Consider the following 16,191-nt stretch of genomic DNA (forward strand, 5'->3'; position numbering starts at 1 on the left):
CGGACGATGCTTGAAGTACAGAATCTGTCCATGCGCTTTGGCGGACTCCTGGCGGTCGATCAGGTTTCCCTGGACGTTCAGGAACACGAAATCGTATCCATTATCGGCCCCAATGGGGCCGGAAAAACCACCGTGTTCAATTGCATGAGTGGCTTCTACAAACCCAGCGGCGGCAAAATCCTGTTCGAAGGCAGTGAAATTCAGGGCAAACCGGATTTCCGGATTTCCCGCTTGGGAATGGTCCGCACTTTCCAGCACGTGCGCCTGTTCAACCGGATGACCGTGGTGGAGAATCTGCTGGTCGCCCAACACCGGCACCTGAACACCAACCTGATCTCAGGCCTGCTGAAAACACACAGCTACCGTGAGCGGGAACAGAAATCCCTGGATCGTGCCAGCTATTGGCTGGACCGGGTTGGCCTGCTGGACATGGCCAACCGGGATGCCGGCAACCTGGCCTATGGGCAACAGAGGCGACTGGAAATAGCCCGTTGCATGGTCACCGAACCCAAGCTACTGATGCTGGACGAACCTGCGGCCGGCCTGAACCCGGCGGAAACCCGGGAACTGAACCAACTGATCGTCAGCCTGAAGGAAGACTACAACGTGTCCGTCGTGCTCATAGAGCACGACATGAGCCTGGTGATGGATATTTCCGACCGGATCAACGTCATAAACCAGGGCCGCCCCCTGGCCAGTGGCACGCCGGACGAAATCCGCAACAACGACGACGTCATCAAAGCTTACCTGGGTGAGGCCTGAACCATGTCAATGCTAGTACTAGAGGATGTCCATACCCACTACGGCAAGATCGAAGCCCTACACGGGGTGTCCGTCGAAGTTAAGAAAGGTGAGATCGTTTCGCTGATCGGCGCCAATGGCGCTGGCAAGACAACCCTGTTGATGACGGTATGCGGCAACCCCCAGGCCACTTCTGGCCGGATCATTCTGGAAGGGCGGGATATTACCCGCGAACCCACCGCCACCATCATGCGTTCCGGCATTTCAATCGTACCGGAGGGGCGGCGTGTTTTCTCCGGCCTGACCGTAGAGGAAAACCTTCATATGGGGGGATTCTTCAACACCAAGGCCGAAATCCGCAAGAGCCAGGATCACGTCTATGAACTGTTTCCCCGCCTGAAAGAGCGCGAGCACCAGCGTGCCGGCACCATGTCTGGAGGGGAACAACAAATGCTGGCAATCGGTCGTGCGCTGATGAGCAAGCCCAATATGATCATTCTGGACGAGCCTTCCCTGGGGTTGGCACCACTGGTAATCAAGCAGATCTTCGAGATCATTGGTCACTTGAGGGAAGAAGGGATCACCGTGTTTCTGGTGGAGCAAAACGCTCACCAGGCACTGAATCTGGCTGATCGGGGGTACGTCCTGGAAACCGGCAAGATCCGGCTGCACGACACAGGGAAGAATTTGCTGGCCAATCCGGATGTTCAGAATGCTTATCTTGGTGGCTAGCTTAAACCAGAAAAGCCGGAGCGTGACAACACACTCCGGCTTTTCTGTATTGGGCAATCAATGCAGTGCTTACTTCACACTCTTGATGGTGCCCTTGTAACCTTCAACAGTTACATCAATGGTGCCGTACACTACGTAGTCGTTCTTCTTGACGGTGTAGCGAGGAGCCACAATCACGTCAGCACCGGATGCAGAGATGGCGTTGTAGGCAGCTGCTGATTTAACAGCGGATACCGGGTCCAGACCACCCAGACCAAAGGCGCTGCCGCCACCGTTACCGTATTCCATGCCGTCCGCAAATTCGTTGTCATCACTCATGGTGAAGAACAGAACCTTGGTGGCGGAAGACTGGCCGGTAATTTTCTCGCCAACTTCGATATCGGCCTTGATATCAGTAGCTACGGAACCGTTGAGCGGAACCGGGCTGGAGCTGACGTTCAGGGAGGAGCAGCCGGTCATTGCGCCGGCCAGCAGCAGGCTGGATGCGATAAGTGCTTTTTTCACAGAATTATCTCCATGTGTGTGTGTAAGCCTTCATGGCTGCGCGCACTATACCCAAAGAATCTCTATATAACAATATTGATCATTTTTTATTTTCATTAGCTCTTTTTAGAATATGAACACGTGATCATATTTTTACTCTTTCCGGGACAAATCAATAACTCACACCTCTGTAAACTTGCCTTCCACGGATTTGGACTATACTCAACGGAACGGTCAACCTGTCTCCACGGGAAATCAGTCAGGGCCGTTACCGTACCGGCACCAAAAAGGCGTACACGCCGGCGCGGCAAGCGACGAAAGCTCGACCACAACAAGGAGTGGATAATGAAAAAACTGATCGCAGGTGCAATTCTTCTGGGTGCTTCATCCATGGCTTTTGCTCAGCCTGGTTGCGGCGTAGGTGCCATGATCTGGAAGGGCCAGTCCGGCATTGCCCCTCACGTTCTGGCTGCCACCACTAACGGCACATTCGGTAACCAGACCTTTGGTATGACCACCGGTACGCTGGGCTGCCAAACCAACCAGTCCGTTCAATCCATGGCCATGTACATGGACAGCAACATCGACAAGGTTGCCCGTGACATGTCTCGCGGTTCCGGCGAGAACCTGGATACCCTGGCAGTCCTGCTGGGCGTAGACGAAGCGGACCGTGATTCGTTCCGCCAGATCCTCCAGGACAACTTCGCAACCATCTTCCCGAACTCCGAAACCACCTCCGGCGAAGCGGTAGACGCTATCGTAGCGCTGCTGGAAAAAGATGAGGCTCTCAGCAAGTACGTGGCTGCCTGATCTTTACACATCAAGGGACCCACTGCGCCAGGGACGGCGCACTTCCCTGACACCTCCATCCGCCCAACCCGGATTCGACTGACTATTCATGCGCACTACGCTTCAGTACGGGCTGGCCTTGATCTGGCTGGCAGCAACAGGCACCCACACATTCGCCGCCCCCTTACCCGACACCGGACAGCTGCACGAACACCCCGACTGGCTAACCCTGATCCACTACCAGCCCAACCGGTATTCCGACGGATATACCAGCCAGGCTGACGATGATGCCTTTTTCCTCAGTGAGAACGGAAAGCACTCCCCCAAAGCCGAATTGCAAGCCACTGCGGAAGCCATCACCAAACCCGGCGAGGGTGACAACCACGCCCGCTGCCGTTTCCCAGCCAGAGACCGCTGGCTCAGAGAACAGCTGGAGCTGCCCCGAAGCGAGATCGACTGCCCCGGGTACGATGAGTGGAAAGACACCCTGAATACCGAAACCGTCACCCTGGTGTTTGCCGCTTCCTACCTCAACAGCCCGTCCTCCATGTTTGGTCACACCTTTATCCGCCTGGACCCGCCCCAGGACGACGAGGAAACCGATCTGTTATTGGCTGACACCATCTCCTACGCGGCTGATGCCGCGGCCCACGACAGCGAAATCCTGTTCGCCTACAAGGGTATTTTTGGCGGCTACCCCGGCATTACCTCCATCAAACCCTATTACGAGATGGTTCGCCTGTATTCCGACATCGAACACCGGGACCTGTGGGAATACCAGCTCAACCTGACCCAGGACGAGGTTGACGTCATGCTCGCACACGCCTGGGAACTGCGGGAAATCAACTTCGATTACTACTTCTTCGACGAAAACTGCGCCTATCGGCTGCTGGCACTGATCGACGTGGCGCGACCGGGCACCGACCTGCTCGACGAAGTGAGCACTCACGCCATCCCCTCCGATACCGTGCGCTGGGTGGTGGACAAGGAACTGGTACAAGAAGTGAAATACCGGCCCTCCGCGGCAACCAGCGTGACCCATTCACTGGACAACCTGCCTGATGACCACCAGACGCTCGCCGCAGCGATTGCCAACGGCTACGTCGCCGTGGATTCCAGGGAAGTCGAGCGACTGCCCGACGAAGAAAAAGCCCACCTGCTGGATGCCACCTACGATTACGTGCGCTACCAGAGTGAAGCCGAAGCCTGGCCACGGGAGCACGCGGCGCCACTGTCCCACGACCTGCTGAGAACCCGCAGCCAGATACGCGATGTACCCGCCCCGGAAAAACCACCCGAGCCGGAAGTACGGGACGATCAGGGCCACGACACCTTCCGCTTCAGCCTCGCCGGTGGCCGGATGGGAGACCGCAACTTCAGTCAACTGACCCTGCGACCGGCCTACCACGATGTCCTAGACCCGCCCGCCGGATACCGGGGCGGTGCCCAGCTTCAGTTCCTGCGACTGGATGCCCGCTATTACACGGACAACGACGAACTGCAGCTGGAACAGCTCATTGGCGTGGAAATCCGCTCCCTGTCGCCCCGCAACCAGTTCTTCTCGCCACTGTCCTGGCAAGTCGGCTTCGGCGGACGCCGCACCGACACCGAAACCCACCGGGTCTTCACCCCCTACCTGGAAGGCGGCGCCGGTGGCAGCTGGAACCTCGGCGCAAATATACAGGCCTTTGCCCTGGCCACCGCCGACCTGGAAATCGACGACGACCTCAGCAAAGGCTATGACGCCGCGCCGGGGGTTGATCTCGGACTGCTGCATCAGAACAACCGCTTCAGCCTGATGGCCGGGGTAAAAACCAAAGCCTGGATCGTCGGCAACCAACACCGCCAGGATCAACTCTACACCAGAGCCGGCTGGCACATCGGACGGGACTTCAGCCTGTTCGGCGAATACAGCCGGGAAGACCACTACGACAGGTACCGCACCACATGGCAACTGGGACTGCACGCCTACTTCTGAAGGCGCTCACCGGCGTCGGCCTAACCGTGACACTGCTGCTGCAAACCGGCTGCAGCAGCGTGTTCTTCTATCCGGACAAAGTCACCTACATCACCCCGGACAGGCTCAACCTGGAATACGAAGACATTTTCCTGGACACCGCCGACGGCGAAACACTCCACGGCTGGTGGCTGCCCGCAGACGCCCCTGAGAGCACTGCTAAAGGCACAATTTACTTCCTGCACGGTAACGCCCAGAACATCAGCAGCCACCTGATGAACGTCGCCTGGCTGCCCGAGAAAGGCTACAACGTCTTCCTCATCGACTACCGGGGTTATGGCCGCTCCACCGGTGCACCCGACATAGAAGGCACCCTGCACGACAGCGAAACCGGCCTGCGCTGGCTGGTGGAACAACCGCAAACCGAGGGCGGGCCGCTTTTCCTCCTCGGCCAGAGCCTCGGGGGCGCGCTGGGCATTGCCCTGGCCAGCGAATGGGTACAACGGCAGGAGCAACCGCCCCTCGACGGCGTCATACTCGACGGCACCTTTTCCGGCTTCCGCGGCATTGCCCGGGAAAAGCTCGGCAGCTTCTGGCTGACCTGGCCGTTCCAGATACCACTGAGCTGGACTATTACCGACGACTATGAAGGCGTGGACCATATTGGACATATGAGAGCGGTGCCGGTGATGGTTATTCACAGTGTGCGGGATGGGATTATTCCGTTTCACCATGGGGAGGCCTTGTTTGAGGCGGCGGAAGAGCCCAAGGAATTCTTGCCAACGGATACGCCCCATGCGGCTACGTTTGTGATTCCGGCTTATAAAGAGGCTGTGCTTGGGTTTATGGAAGGGAGTTCTGATTAGCCTATACCGATTGTCGGATTACGCCTGCGGCTAATCCGACCTACTGCTACGTTTAGAATACACTGGTGAAGTATGGGCAGGGGTTGGGCCTCTCTTTTCAAAAGTCTTGAGGGCCAAGGATGGCCCGAAAGAAGCGCACATGGATGTGCTCGTAGCGTCTTTTGAAAAGAGAGGCCCAACCCCTGCATGCACCCAAACCCGAAACAATAAAAAACCCGCCAATCCAGAGGAAAGGCGGGTTTTTATCAGGCCCGAAAACTATCAGGCGGAGAAATCGGTCGGCTCGTCGCCTTCCTTGATTTCCTTCATGGACAGCTTCACGCGACCACGGTTGTCCACATCCAGCACCTTGACCAGAACTTCCTGACCTTCGCTCAGCTCGTCAGTCACATTCTCGATCCGGCGCTCGGAGATCTGGGAAATGTGCACCAGACCATCCTTGCCAGGCAGGAGGTTAACGAAAGCACCGAAGTCCACAATGCGCTCAACGCGACCCTTGTAGATAGCACCAACCTCGATCTCCGCAGTGATTTCCTTAACCCGGTTAACCGCCGCCTGGGCCGCTTCCTGGTTGTCCGCGTAGATCTTCACGTTGCCGTCGTCATCCAGATCAATGGAAGCACCGGTTTCGTCGCAGATGGCACGGATGGTAGAACCACCCTTACCGATGACGTCACGGATCTTGTCCGGGTTGATCTTGATCGCAGTGATGCTCGGAGCGCGGGCAGACAGCTCTGCACGCGGCTCGGAGATCACCTTGTTCATCTCACCCAGGATATGCAGACGCGCCTCGTGGGCTTGCTCCAGGGCCAGTTCCATGATCTCGTCAGTGATGCCGTTGATCTTGATATCCATCTGCAGGGCGGTCACGCCCTCTTTGGTACCGGCAACCTTGAAGTCCATGTCACCCAGGTGATCCTCATCACCCAGGATATCAGTCAGAACCGCGAACTTGTCGCCTTCCTTGACCAGACCCATGGCGATACCGGCCACCGGCGCCTTGATCGGCACACCGGCGTCCATCAGTGCCAGGCTGGAACCACAGACCGAGGCCATGGAGCTGGAACCGTTGGATTCGGTGATCTCGGAAACCGCACGGATGGCATACGGGAATTCCTCCAGGGTTGGCATAACCGCCAGAACACCACGCTTGGCCAAACGACCGTGACCAACCTCGCGACGGCCCGGAGTACCCACACGACCGGCTTCACCTACGGAATACGGAGGGAAGTTGTAGTGGAACAGGAACGGATCCTTACGCTCACCTTCCAGGGCATCAATGGTCTGCACATCGCGGGAGGTACCCAGCGTAGTGGTCACAATGGCCTGGGTCTCGCCACGGGTGAACAGGGCAGAACCGTGAACGCTGGGCAGAACACCCACTTCGATTTCAATCGGACGTACGGTTTTATTGTCACGGCCATCGATACGTGGCTTGCCATCGATCACCTGGTTACGGACGATGGACTTTTCCACCTTGCCAAAATACTTTTTGACTTCATCCGCGGCTGGCTGGCCTTCTTCTTCGCCCGCCAGCTTCTCAACCAGCGCGCTCTTGATCTCGCTCAGGCGCGCGTAACGCTCCATCTTGTCGCGAATGTTGTAAGCTTCCTCGATGGCTGCGGACGCCTCAGACTTGACGACATTCAGCAGCTCGGTATTCTCCGGCTCCGGCTGCCAATCCCAACGCGGCTTGCCGGTTTCAGCGGCAAATTCCTTGATCGCGGTTACAGCAGTCTGCATTTCCTGGTGACCATACAGCACGCCACCCAGCATCTGGTCTTCGGTCAGGCCCTTGGCTTCGGATTCCACCATCAGAACCGCATCCTCAGTACCGGCAACAACCATATCCAGCAGGGAGGTTTCCAGCTCTTCGAAGGTCGGGTTCAGGAAGTAGCCACGCTCGTTGGTGTAACCCACGCGGGAGGCGCCGATCGGACCGTCAAACGGAATGCCGGAAATGGACAGCGCGGCAGAAGCCGCCAGCATCGCGGCAATATCCGGATCCTGATTCTTGCTGGAAGACATCACCGTGGTAATAACCTGGACTTCGTTCATGAAGCCGTTCGGGAACAACGGACGGATCGGACGGTCGATCAGACGGGAAGTCAGAGTCTCTTTCTCGGAAGGACGGCCTTCACGCTTGAAGAAACCACCCGGAATTTTACCAACCGCGTAGGTCTTCTCGAAGTAGTTGACGGTCAGCGGGAAGAACGGCTGACCCGGTTTCGCTTCCTTGGCGCCAACAACCGTGCCCAGCACGGAAATATCGTCAATGGTGACGAGGACGGAACCGGTTGCCTGACGGGCAATACGGCCGGTTTCCAGAGTGACGGTCTTGCCGCCGAGCTCAAAGCTTTTCTTTACGGGATTCAGATCCACGGTAACTCCTGAAATTCTCTTGTCCAAATTGACTCAGCCAACCCGCCCCTGCGGGGTGACCGTTATGGCCACAGGATGCTCGTAATGTGATCCGAAGGGTAACCCGCCTGAAAGCTAACAGGCTGTTGTAAAACCCCGTGCACTGACAACCGTTCCCTACGGGAACCTCAGGCCGGGCTTTTCAACAACCTGCTATCAATTTCGGCTTTCCATTACGACAGGGAATCCCTGATGATCACTGACAAACCCACTGCAGCATTGCTGATCTGAGAAAAGCACAACTGGCGGAGCGCACAAGGCACCCCGCCAGTTGATGGCCAGTCCGGTCCGACGTCGGACCGCTGGCCGTCAGGTCGTTTGACGACCGGATTAGCGACGCAGACCAAGGCGCTGGATGAGATCCAGGTAACGGTCGGCGTTTTTACGCTTGAGGTAGTCCAGCAGCTTACGACGCTGGTTTACCATCCGGATCAGACCACGGCGGGAATGATGATCCTGCTTGTTGGTCTTGAAGTGATCCTGCAGTTTGTTGATGTTGTGGCTCAACAGTGCAACCTGCACTTCAGGAGAACCGGTATCACCATCACCCTGCTGAAAATCCTTAACGATCTGTGCTTTCTCGTTGGCAGAAAGTGCCATAACTCACCTCATGGTTTGCGATGCTAATGAATACGGCCGAACCACGCATCTCTACAGCCCGGCTAGCCAGCGTCCGCGATTGATCACCGCGTCAGCTGCTCTTCACCAGTCGGCGAGGCACCAGTTTGGTGTCCTCCCCTTCCGGGAATGCTTCCGCCAACCCGATGAATCGTTCATTGCCGTACAGGCGAACGAACCCATCAACGGGCTGACCCGATATTCTAACTGGTTGTCCGTTAATTATCGATACCAGTGGCTGGCCGCTCAGTTCCTGCTCCGGGAACATCGACAGGGCCGCATCCGGAGCCACCAGCAGGCCATCCAGACTCTCACCACGTTCACGCATTGCTTCAAGCAGATCGACGGGCCTGGCATCCGCCAGGGTAAATCCCGAAGCCATGGTACGGCGCAATGCGGTCACATGGGCACCGCAACCAAGCGCCTCTCCGATATCCTCAACGAGTGAGCGGATGTAGGTACCCTTGGTGCAGCTGACCGCGATATCCAGTTCATCTTCGCGCACGCCCAGCAGCGTCAGCTCGTAGATGGTGACCGGACGCGCAGGGCGCTCCACTTCAATGCCCTCACGGGCGTATTCATAGAGCGGACGCCCCTTGTGCTTGAGCGCCGAGTACATCGACGGCACTTGCTGGATATCACCACGAAACGGTTCCAGCACCGGCTCCAGGGTCGCGGAATCCAGGCCAGCGGGCACGGGCTTTTCCTCAACCACTGCGCCTTCGCTGTCACCGGTTTCCGTGCGCACGCCCAGCTTCGCCGTGGCGATATAGGACTTGTCGCTGTCCAGCATCATCTGGGAGAACTTGGTGGCTTCACCAAAGCAGAGGGGAAGGACACCCGTCGCCAACGGGTCCAGTGCGCCGGTATGGCCGGCCTTGGCCGCACCAAACAGGCGCTTGACCTGCTGCAGGATGCCATTGGATGTCACATCCAGAGGCTTGTCGATCACCAGGATACCGTTAACGTCACGGCCTTTGCGTCTGCGACTCAAGCGTCTCGCTCCGGATCATCCGAGGAAGTATCGTCATCGGAGACCGCAGGTTTGTCACCCACAGCCTGCCGAATCAGGTTGTCCATTTTGCGGCTGTAGCCCTGAAGCGTGTCGAAGTGGAACCTCAGCTGCGGCATGACCCGCAACTTCATGGCGCGACCCACCTGGCCGCGCAGGAATCCGGACGCCTTATTCAGAACCGCCAGGGATTCCTTGACCTCCGGAGACTGCTCCGTCAGCTCTTCAGTGGACAGCAGGGACACATAGATATCAGCGTAACCCAGGTCACGGCTCACCTTGACGGCATTGACCGTGACCATGCCAATCCGCGGGTCTTTGACCTCCCGCTGGATCAGCTGGGCCAGTTCGCGCTGCACCTGATCGCCGATGCGATCAATACGACTGAACTCTCTTGGCATCAGGCCCCCGTGGACTCGAGCTTGCGCTCGACTCTGACACGATCGAAGACTTCGATCTGGTCTCCGACTTTGACGTCGTAGCCCTTAACACCGATACCACATTCCATGCCGTTACGGACTTCCGGTACGTCATCCTTGAAGCGACGCAGGGATTCCAGCTCACCTTCAAAGATAACCACGTTGTCACGCAGCACACGGATCGGCTTGTTACGGTGTACGGTACCTTCAGTCACCATACAGCCCGCCACCTGGCCAAACTTCGGTGAACGGAAGACGTCACGCACGTCCGCAATACCGATGATGTCTTCACGGAACTCGGGCGCGAGCATGCCAGTCAGGGCCGCTTTCACATCATCAATCAGGTTGTAGATGATGCTGTAGTAGCGCAGGTCCAGACCTTCCTGTTCAACCAGGCGCTTGGCCGCTGTGTCCGCACGAACATTAAAGCCAAAGATCACGGCGTTGGTTGCCATTGCCAGGCTGATGTCAGTCTCGGCAATACCACCGACACCGGACGATACGATTTTGACCTGCACCTCGTCGTTACCAAGATCCTGCAGGGCTTTGGAAATCGCTTCCAGGGAACCACGTACGTCGGTCTTGAGGACCACATTGAGGGTTTTGACCTCATCCTTGCCCATGTTCTCGAACAGGTTCTCGAGCTTGGCCGCCTGCTGGCGCTGCAGACGCTGCTCACGCTCGCGGGTCTGACGGAACTCGGCCAGCTCTTTGGCCTTCTTCTCATCGGCTACGGCAAAGAACTCGTCACCGGCATCCGGAGTACCGTTCAGGCCGAGAATCTCGACCGGAATGGACGGCCCGGCTTCCTTGGCCTGCTTACCGGCCTCGTCAGTCATGGCGCGAACCTTACCGAAGTAAGAACCGGCTACAACCATGTCGCCCTGACGCAGGGTGCCGTTCTGGACCAGAACGGTCGCAACGGAACCACGTCCACGCTCGAGGCTGGATTCGACGACCACGCCTTTCGCCGGCGCATCCGGAGACGCTTCCAGTTCTAGGATCTCGGCCTGCAGCACCAAAGCTTCCAGCAGGTCGTCGATGCCCAGGCCGGTGTGGGCGGAAACCGGAACAAACTGGACGTCACCGCCCCAGTCTTCCGGAATCACGTCCATACCTGCCAGCTCGGTCTTGATGCGGTCCGGATCGGCGGCTTCCTTGTCCATCTTGTTGATGGCGACAACGATCGGTACGCCAGCAGAACGGGCATGCTGAACCGCTTCCTTGGTCTGCGGCATGACGCCATCATCCGCCGCTACCACCAGAACCACGATATCGGTGCACTGGGCGCCACGGGCACGCATAGCCGTAAAGGCTGCGTGGCCTGGGGTATCCAGGAAGGACACCATGCCGTGATCGGTTTGCACATGGTAGGCGCCGATGTGCTGGGTGATACCACCAGACTCGCCGGACGCTACTTTGGTACGGCGGATGTGATCCAGCAGCGACGTCTTGCCGTGGTCAACGTGACCCATGACACTGACGACCGGCGCACGCTTGGCCTTTTCCTTGCCCTCGAAGGAGAATTCACTGAGAACCTCTTCTTCAAACGCATCCTCACTGACAGTTTTCGGGGTGTGTCCCATCTCTTCAGTCACCAGGACCGCGGTTTCCTGATCCAGTGGCTGGTTGATGGTGGTCATCACACCCATGCCCATCAGTGTCTTGATTACGTCTGCCGCCTTGACCGCCATACGCTGGGCAAGGTCGCCAACAGTAATGGTCTCGGGAATCTGTACTTCTCTAACCATTGGTTTGGTCGGCCTCTCAAAGCCGTGGCGCTTCTCTTTGGGTTTCTTTTTCGCTCGCAGTGGCTTGCGCAGCGTGGTGTCTTCCTCGTCCTCATTGATAACCAGAGGCTCTTCAACCGGACGGTTGCGAGGTCCGCGGTGACCCGCAGACTTCTTCTTCGGTTTGCCCTCATCCGGCTCATCACCGCGCTCGCGAACCTTTTCCTTTTTCTTCTTCGGCTTGCGGTCTTTGCCTTCGCCTTCTTCAGGCGGCGGAATCGGCATGTCCTCAGGTGCGGGAATGGAAACTTCTTCCTCTTCCTTCTTCTTCGGCTCTGCCTTCGCCGCAGGCTTGTCAGCGACCGGAACCGATTCTTCGGTTTGCGCTGTTTCCGCGGTCGTCGCTTTGCCGGCTTCCGGCTGGGCTGCCTGCTCTGCCGTGACTTTCGGCGCTTCCTGTGCAGCTTCCTGCGGTGCAGGCGCTTCTGCTGCCGATTCTTCCGGCTGGGGTGCTTCCGACTCCGGCGCCACTTCAGCGCGCTTGATGTACGTGCGGCGCTTGCGGACTTCTACATTCACTGTCTTGGCGCGGCCAGCTTTGAGAGTGGTGGTGGTTTTACGCTTCAGCGTAATCTTGTTCGGCTCTGTGCCACCATCACCATGGTTCTTTCTCAGATAAGCCAGCAACTGCTGCTTCTCATCGCTGGACACAGAGTCGTTCTCGGAGCGGGCTTTCAGGCCCGCCTCCACGATCTGCTTCAGCAAACGATCCACGGGAGCGCCTACGTCTGCGGCCAGTTGTTTTACCGTTACTTCAGCCATACAGGTCCTCCTCCCGAATTAGGCCTGGTCTTCAAACCAGGGGGCGCGCGCAGTCATAATCAATTGTCCTGCACGCTCTTCATCCATACCTTCAATTTCGAGCAAGTCATCAACTGACTGCTCGGCGAGATCTTCCATGGTACGAATTCCCATACCCGCCAGCTTGAAGGCCAGGCTACGGTCCATACCGTCCATATTGAGAAGATCTTCCGCGGGCTCAGAGCCCTCAAGCGCCTCTTCACTGGCCAGGGCCTGGTTCAACAGGACATCCTTGGCACGACGGCGCAGCTCAGTGACGGTGTCTTCATCAAATCCGTCAATGGCCAGCATTTCTTCCATGGGGACGTACGCCACTTCCTCAATGGACGTAAACCCTTCCTCGATCAATACGCCGGCAAACTCCTCATCCACATCCAGATTGCTGGTAAAATGCTCAAGCAGGCGATTGTATTCCTGCTCCTGACGCTCACCCGCTTCCTCTTCCGTCATCACGTTCAGAGTCCAGCCGGTCAGCTCGGTGGCCAGGCGCACATTCTGGCCGTTACGGCCTATGGCCTGGGCCAGGTTATCTTCCGCTACAGCCACTTCCATGGTGTGACGATCTTCGTCCATCACGATGGAAGCCACTTCGGCGGGTGCCATGGCATTGATCACCAATTGTGCGGGGTTGTCGTCCCACAGCACGATGTCCACACGCTCACCGCCCAGTTCGTTGGAAACCGCCTGTACGCGGGAGCCCCGCATACCAACGCAGGCACCTACCGGATCAATACGGCGATCATTGGTTTTCACTGCGATCTTGGCGCGGGAACCGGGATCACGGGCAGCGCCGCGAATCTCGATCAGGTCCTCGGCAATCTCCGGAACCTCGATACGGAACAGCTCAATCAGCATCTGCGGATCGGTGCGGCTCAGGATCAGTTGGGGGCCGCGATGATCGGTGCGAATTTCCAGCAGCAGGGAACGAACACGGTCCCCCATGCGGAAAGTTTCCCGCGGAATCAGATGCTCGCGGGGCAGCAACGCTTCGGCGTTGGCGCCCAAATCGACGATGACGTTGTCCCGGGTTACCTTCTTGACGGTGCCGGATACCAGCTCGCCAACACGGTCACGGTAGCTATCAACAATTTTAGTGCGCTCAGCTTCGCGAACCTTCTGGAAAATGATCTGCTTCGCCGCCTGGGCGCCAATCCGGCCAAAAGCCACAGATTCGATCTGTTCTTCGTGGATATCGCCCGGTTTCAGCGCAGTATCAATCTCTTCCGCTTCCTGCAGGGTCAACTCGGTACCCAGGGCCGGCACGGCATCGTTATCGACAACCAGCCAGCGGCGGAAGGTGTCGTATTCGCCGGTGCGACGATCGATGGAGACCCGGATATCGGCCTCTTCATCTTCGTAACGTTTTTTGGCAGCGGTGGCGAGCGCCAGCTCAATTGCTTCAAAAATGACATCCTTCTCGACACCTTTTTCGTTCGAGACGGATTCAACCACCAGCAAGATCTCTTTACTCATTGGATTGCCCTGCCCTTAAAAATAAACTTTGCGTCCACCGACTTATTCAAAAACCGGAACGATGTTGGCTTTCTCGATACTGTCGAACGGCAACAGGTACTCGTGATCGTCGACTACGATTACGATGTCATCGCCCTCCACGCCCTTGATCAGGCCCTGAAACTTGCGACGCCCTTCAAAAGCCATTCGCAACTTCAACTGGACCCGATGACCGGCGAAAGCCTCGTACTGCTCAGGACGAAACAGCGGTCGATCCATCCCCGGAGATGATACTTCCAGGGTATATTCAGTCTGGATGGGATCTTCCACATCCATGACGCCGCTTGCCTGCCGACTGACTTTTTCACAGTCATCTACGCCGATGCCGTTTTCGGCATCGTCAATAAAAATTCTCAACAGGGAGTGATGGCCCTGCGAGCGAAATTCAATGCCCCAGAACTCGTATCCCAGGCCTTCAACGACCGGCCGCAGTAAGTCTTCCAGTTGCTTTAGCTTGGCTGACAAGGTTTTACCGTCTCCATCTCTTGATTTTCCGGACCCCGGAAACAAAAAAAGGGCTGTTGATCAGCCCTTTTTATGCACCAGGGCCTGATGCGCCAGGCCCCTTAATCAAAAAGCCCCGAACGAGTGGGGCCTTTTGTTGCAAGAACTCGCAGGAAACAAACCCATTCTACCGTTTCCTGCTGACAGACACCTGGCCTGTCAGAAGCGGACTGAACACCGTACAGAGCCCGCTCCAATATCCGCCGGAGTATAGAGACGCCGGCCAGACTGGTCAAGGACTGACCAAAAAAAACGGCCTGGAAAATCCAAGCCGTTTTTCTTCTATATGGTGCCCAGGGCCGGACTCGAACCGGCACGGCTTTCGCCACTACCCCCTCAAGATAGCGTGTCTACCAGTTCCACCACCTGGGCAACAACCTTACTCAAGCTCGGGAAGCTCGTCTTCACTTGAAGACTCCCCGCTCTCGGTTTCGCTTTCCTCCATATCCACCGGAGCATCAGACGCCTCGGAAGATTCCTGGACCACCGGAATCCCGGCTTCTCCAGCAACTTCTGCGCGCTGCTTGGCGAAAATGGCCAGCGAAAAACTCGTCACAAAAAACACGACCGCCAGCAAAGTGGTCATGCGAGTCAGAAAGCTACCGCTACCCTGACTGCCAAATACTGTCTGTGAAGCTCCGCCGCCGAAGGCTGCGCCGGCATCGGCGCCCTTACCCTGCTGGATCAGCACCAGACCCACCAGCGCCACCGCGATAACCACGTGCACAACGACAACCAGTGTTTCCAACCAATCCATATCGACTCTCGCGAACCTTTAACTTTCAGAACCTGCCGGCATTGCCTGGCAGATACTCACAAAATCTTTTGCTACCAACGATGCCCCGCCGATCAGACCGCCGTCTATATCCGGCTCGGCAAAAAGAGCGGCTGCATTATCCGCTTTTACACTGCCGCCGTAAAGCAGGGATATCTCTTCCGCTGGCGCACCCATGTCTTCCAGAACCTTGCGGATCGACCGATGCATCGCCTGGGCATCATCCGAGGTGGCAGTCTTGCCGGTCCCTATAGCCCAAACCGGCTCGTAGGCAACCACAATGCTCTGCCAACCGTCTCCGGATACACCCGCCAGACCTTTGCGAACCTGAGCGGATACAATCTCTTCCGCCTGCCCGGCTTCACGCTCCGCGAGGGTTTCGCCCACACAAACAATGGCGTTCAGTCCCTGCGACATCAACTGGGCTACCTTGTCAGCAACCGTTGCGTCGGTTTCAGCAAACAACTGCCGGCGCTCAGAGTGACCAACCAGCGCGTAGTGACATCCGCAGTCTTTCGCCATGACGGCTGACACCTCACCGGTGTAAGCCCCGGATTCCCAGCATGCGACGTTCTGCACACCAACCGAAATCCGATCACCCGCCAGAGACTTCACATCCCGGACATACAGGGCGGGAGGAATAATAACAGCCTCCACACCATTATCAAGAGATGACACCTCTGACCGGACATAGCCAACCAGGTTTTCCACCAGGTCTGTCGACCCGTTCATCTTCCAGTTTCCGGCTACGATCTTACGGCGCATAAAAGC

Annotated in this window: 15 protein-coding genes and 1 tRNA gene; 5 read left to right on the forward strand and 11 right to left on the reverse strand. The window is 57.3% G+C overall.

What is annotated here, in order from left to right:
• Window positions 1-6 precede the first annotated feature (6 nt).
• Window positions 7-762, forward strand: coding sequence for a high-affinity branched-chain amino acid ABC transporter ATP-binding protein LivG (gene livG / locus ACJO3M_RS17325; RefSeq protein WP_407002646.1), 756 nt, complete (start codon window positions 7-9; stop codon window positions 760-762).
• 9 nt (window positions 763-771) lie between these two features.
• Entirely contained in the window at window positions 772-1,473 is a 702-nt protein-coding gene (locus ACJO3M_RS17330) for an ABC transporter ATP-binding protein (RefSeq protein WP_407002872.1), read from the forward strand.
• 69 nt (window positions 1,474-1,542) lie between these two features.
• Here the strand turns inward: ACJO3M_RS17330 and ACJO3M_RS17335 are convergent, their stop codons facing one another.
• The gene (locus ACJO3M_RS17335) at window positions 1,543-1,977 is read right to left on the reverse strand and encodes a hypothetical protein (RefSeq protein ID WP_407002648.1); all 435 of its coding nucleotides are present in this window, start codon (window positions 1,975-1,977) and stop codon (window positions 1,543-1,545) included.
• A 324-nt stretch (window positions 1,978-2,301) separates the two neighbouring features.
• Between ACJO3M_RS17335 and ACJO3M_RS17340 the strand changes: the two genes are divergently transcribed.
• From ACJO3M_RS17340 to ACJO3M_RS17350, 3 genes are all read left to right on the forward strand, one after another.
• Window positions 2,302-2,766, forward strand: a complete 465-nt coding sequence (locus tag ACJO3M_RS17340) for a DUF3015 domain-containing protein (protein ID WP_406987569.1) — start codon at window positions 2,302-2,304, stop codon at window positions 2,764-2,766.
• Window positions 2,767-2,854: 88 nt separating this feature from the next.
• Window positions 2,855-4,723 (forward strand): Lnb N-terminal periplasmic domain-containing protein, encoded by a 1,869-nt coding sequence (locus tag ACJO3M_RS17345; protein ID WP_407002650.1) that lies wholly within the window; start codon window positions 2,855-2,857, stop codon window positions 4,721-4,723.
• The gene (locus ACJO3M_RS17350) at window positions 4,693-5,568 is read left to right on the forward strand and encodes an alpha/beta hydrolase (protein WP_407002651.1); all 876 of its coding nucleotides are present in this window, start codon (window positions 4,693-4,695) and stop codon (window positions 5,566-5,568) included. Before ACJO3M_RS17345 ends, ACJO3M_RS17350 begins: the two co-directional genes overlap by 31 nt.
• Before the next feature lie 261 nt (window positions 5,569-5,829).
• On the opposite strand, the gene pnp is transcribed toward ACJO3M_RS17350, so the two are convergent.
• The 10 genes from pnp to tpiA all read right to left on the reverse strand — a co-directional run bounded on the left by pnp (window position 5,830) and on the right by tpiA (window position 16,185).
• Entirely contained in the window at window positions 5,830-7,944 is a 2,115-nt protein-coding gene (pnp, locus tag ACJO3M_RS17355; protein WP_407002873.1) for a polyribonucleotide nucleotidyltransferase, read from the reverse strand.
• A gap of 375 nt (window positions 7,945-8,319) precedes the next feature.
• Window positions 8,320-8,589, reverse strand: coding sequence for a 30S ribosomal protein S15 (gene rpsO / locus ACJO3M_RS17360; protein ID WP_406987574.1), 270 nt, complete (start codon window positions 8,587-8,589; stop codon window positions 8,320-8,322).
• Window positions 8,590-8,680: 91 nt separating this feature from the next.
• A complete protein-coding gene (truB, locus tag ACJO3M_RS17365) occupies window positions 8,681-9,601 on the reverse strand; it encodes a tRNA pseudouridine(55) synthase TruB (protein ID WP_407002652.1) in 921 nt (306 codons plus the stop codon).
• Entirely contained in the window at window positions 9,598-10,020 is a 423-nt protein-coding gene (rbfA, locus tag ACJO3M_RS17370; protein WP_407002653.1) for a 30S ribosome-binding factor RbfA, read from the reverse strand. The genes truB and rbfA overlap by 4 nt, the downstream gene beginning before the upstream one ends.
• Window positions 10,020-12,590, reverse strand: coding sequence for a translation initiation factor IF-2 (infB, locus tag ACJO3M_RS17375; protein ID WP_407002654.1), 2,571 nt, complete (start codon window positions 12,588-12,590; stop codon window positions 10,020-10,022). Before infB ends, rbfA begins: the two co-directional genes overlap by 1 nt.
• An 18-nt stretch (window positions 12,591-12,608) precedes the next feature.
• Window positions 12,609-14,102 (reverse strand): transcription termination factor NusA, encoded by a 1,494-nt coding sequence (nusA, locus tag ACJO3M_RS17380; protein WP_406987581.1) that lies wholly within the window; start codon window positions 14,100-14,102, stop codon window positions 12,609-12,611.
• Between the two features lie 42 nt (window positions 14,103-14,144).
• On the reverse strand, window positions 14,145-14,606 hold the full coding sequence (gene rimP / locus ACJO3M_RS17385; protein WP_407002655.1) for a ribosome maturation factor RimP: 462 nt from the start codon (window positions 14,604-14,606) through the stop codon (window positions 14,145-14,147).
• 326 nt (window positions 14,607-14,932) lie between these two features.
• Window positions 14,933-15,017, reverse strand: a tRNA-Leu gene (locus ACJO3M_RS17390).
• 7 nt (window positions 15,018-15,024) lie between these two features.
• Entirely contained in the window at window positions 15,025-15,402 is a 378-nt protein-coding gene (gene secG, locus ACJO3M_RS17395; RefSeq protein ID WP_407002656.1) for a preprotein translocase subunit SecG, read from the reverse strand.
• 18 nt (window positions 15,403-15,420) lie between these two features.
• The gene (gene tpiA, locus ACJO3M_RS17400) at window positions 15,421-16,185 is read right to left on the reverse strand and encodes a triose-phosphate isomerase (RefSeq protein ID WP_407002657.1); all 765 of its coding nucleotides are present in this window, start codon (window positions 16,183-16,185) and stop codon (window positions 15,421-15,423) included.
• Window positions 16,186-16,191: the final 6 nt, after the last annotated feature.

This window comes from Marinobacter alkalisoli (assembly GCF_045449795.1).
Classification (GTDB): Bacteria; Pseudomonadota; Gammaproteobacteria; order Pseudomonadales; family Oleiphilaceae; genus Marinobacter.

Excerpts from the sequence above, each read along its gene's own strand:
- tpiA (WP_407002657.1), bottom strand. The coding sequence starts at position 16,185 with ATGCGCCGTAAGATCGTAGCCGGAAACTGGAAGATGAACGGGTCGACA.
- livG (WP_407002646.1), top strand. The coding sequence starts at position 7 with ATGCTTGAAGTACAGAATCTGTCCATGCGCTTTGGCGGACTCCTGGCG.
- nusA (WP_406987581.1), bottom strand. The coding sequence starts at position 14,102 with ATGAGTAAAGAGATCTTGCTGGTGGTTGAATCCGTCTCGAACGAAAAA.
- rbfA (WP_407002653.1), bottom strand. The coding sequence starts at position 10,020 with ATGCCAAGAGAGTTCAGTCGTATTGATCGCATCGGCGATCAGGTGCAG.
- ACJO3M_RS17345 (WP_407002650.1), top strand. The coding sequence starts at position 2,855 with ATGCGCACTACGCTTCAGTACGGGCTGGCCTTGATCTGGCTGGCAGCA.
- ACJO3M_RS17330 (WP_407002872.1), top strand. The coding sequence starts at position 772 with ATGCTAGTACTAGAGGATGTCCATACCCACTACGGCAAGATCGAAGCC.
- secG (WP_407002656.1), bottom strand. The coding sequence starts at position 15,402 with ATGGATTGGTTGGAAACACTGGTTGTCGTTGTGCACGTGGTTATCGCG.
- infB (WP_407002654.1), bottom strand. The coding sequence starts at position 12,590 with ATGGCTGAAGTAACGGTAAAACAACTGGCCGCAGACGTAGGCGCTCCC.
- ACJO3M_RS17350 (WP_407002651.1), top strand. The coding sequence starts at position 4,693 with ATGGCAACTGGGACTGCACGCCTACTTCTGAAGGCGCTCACCGGCGTC.
- rpsO (WP_406987574.1), bottom strand. The coding sequence starts at position 8,589 with ATGGCACTTTCTGCCAACGAGAAAGCACAGATCGTTAAGGATTTTCAG.
- ACJO3M_RS17340 (WP_406987569.1), top strand. The coding sequence starts at position 2,302 with ATGAAAAAACTGATCGCAGGTGCAATTCTTCTGGGTGCTTCATCCATG.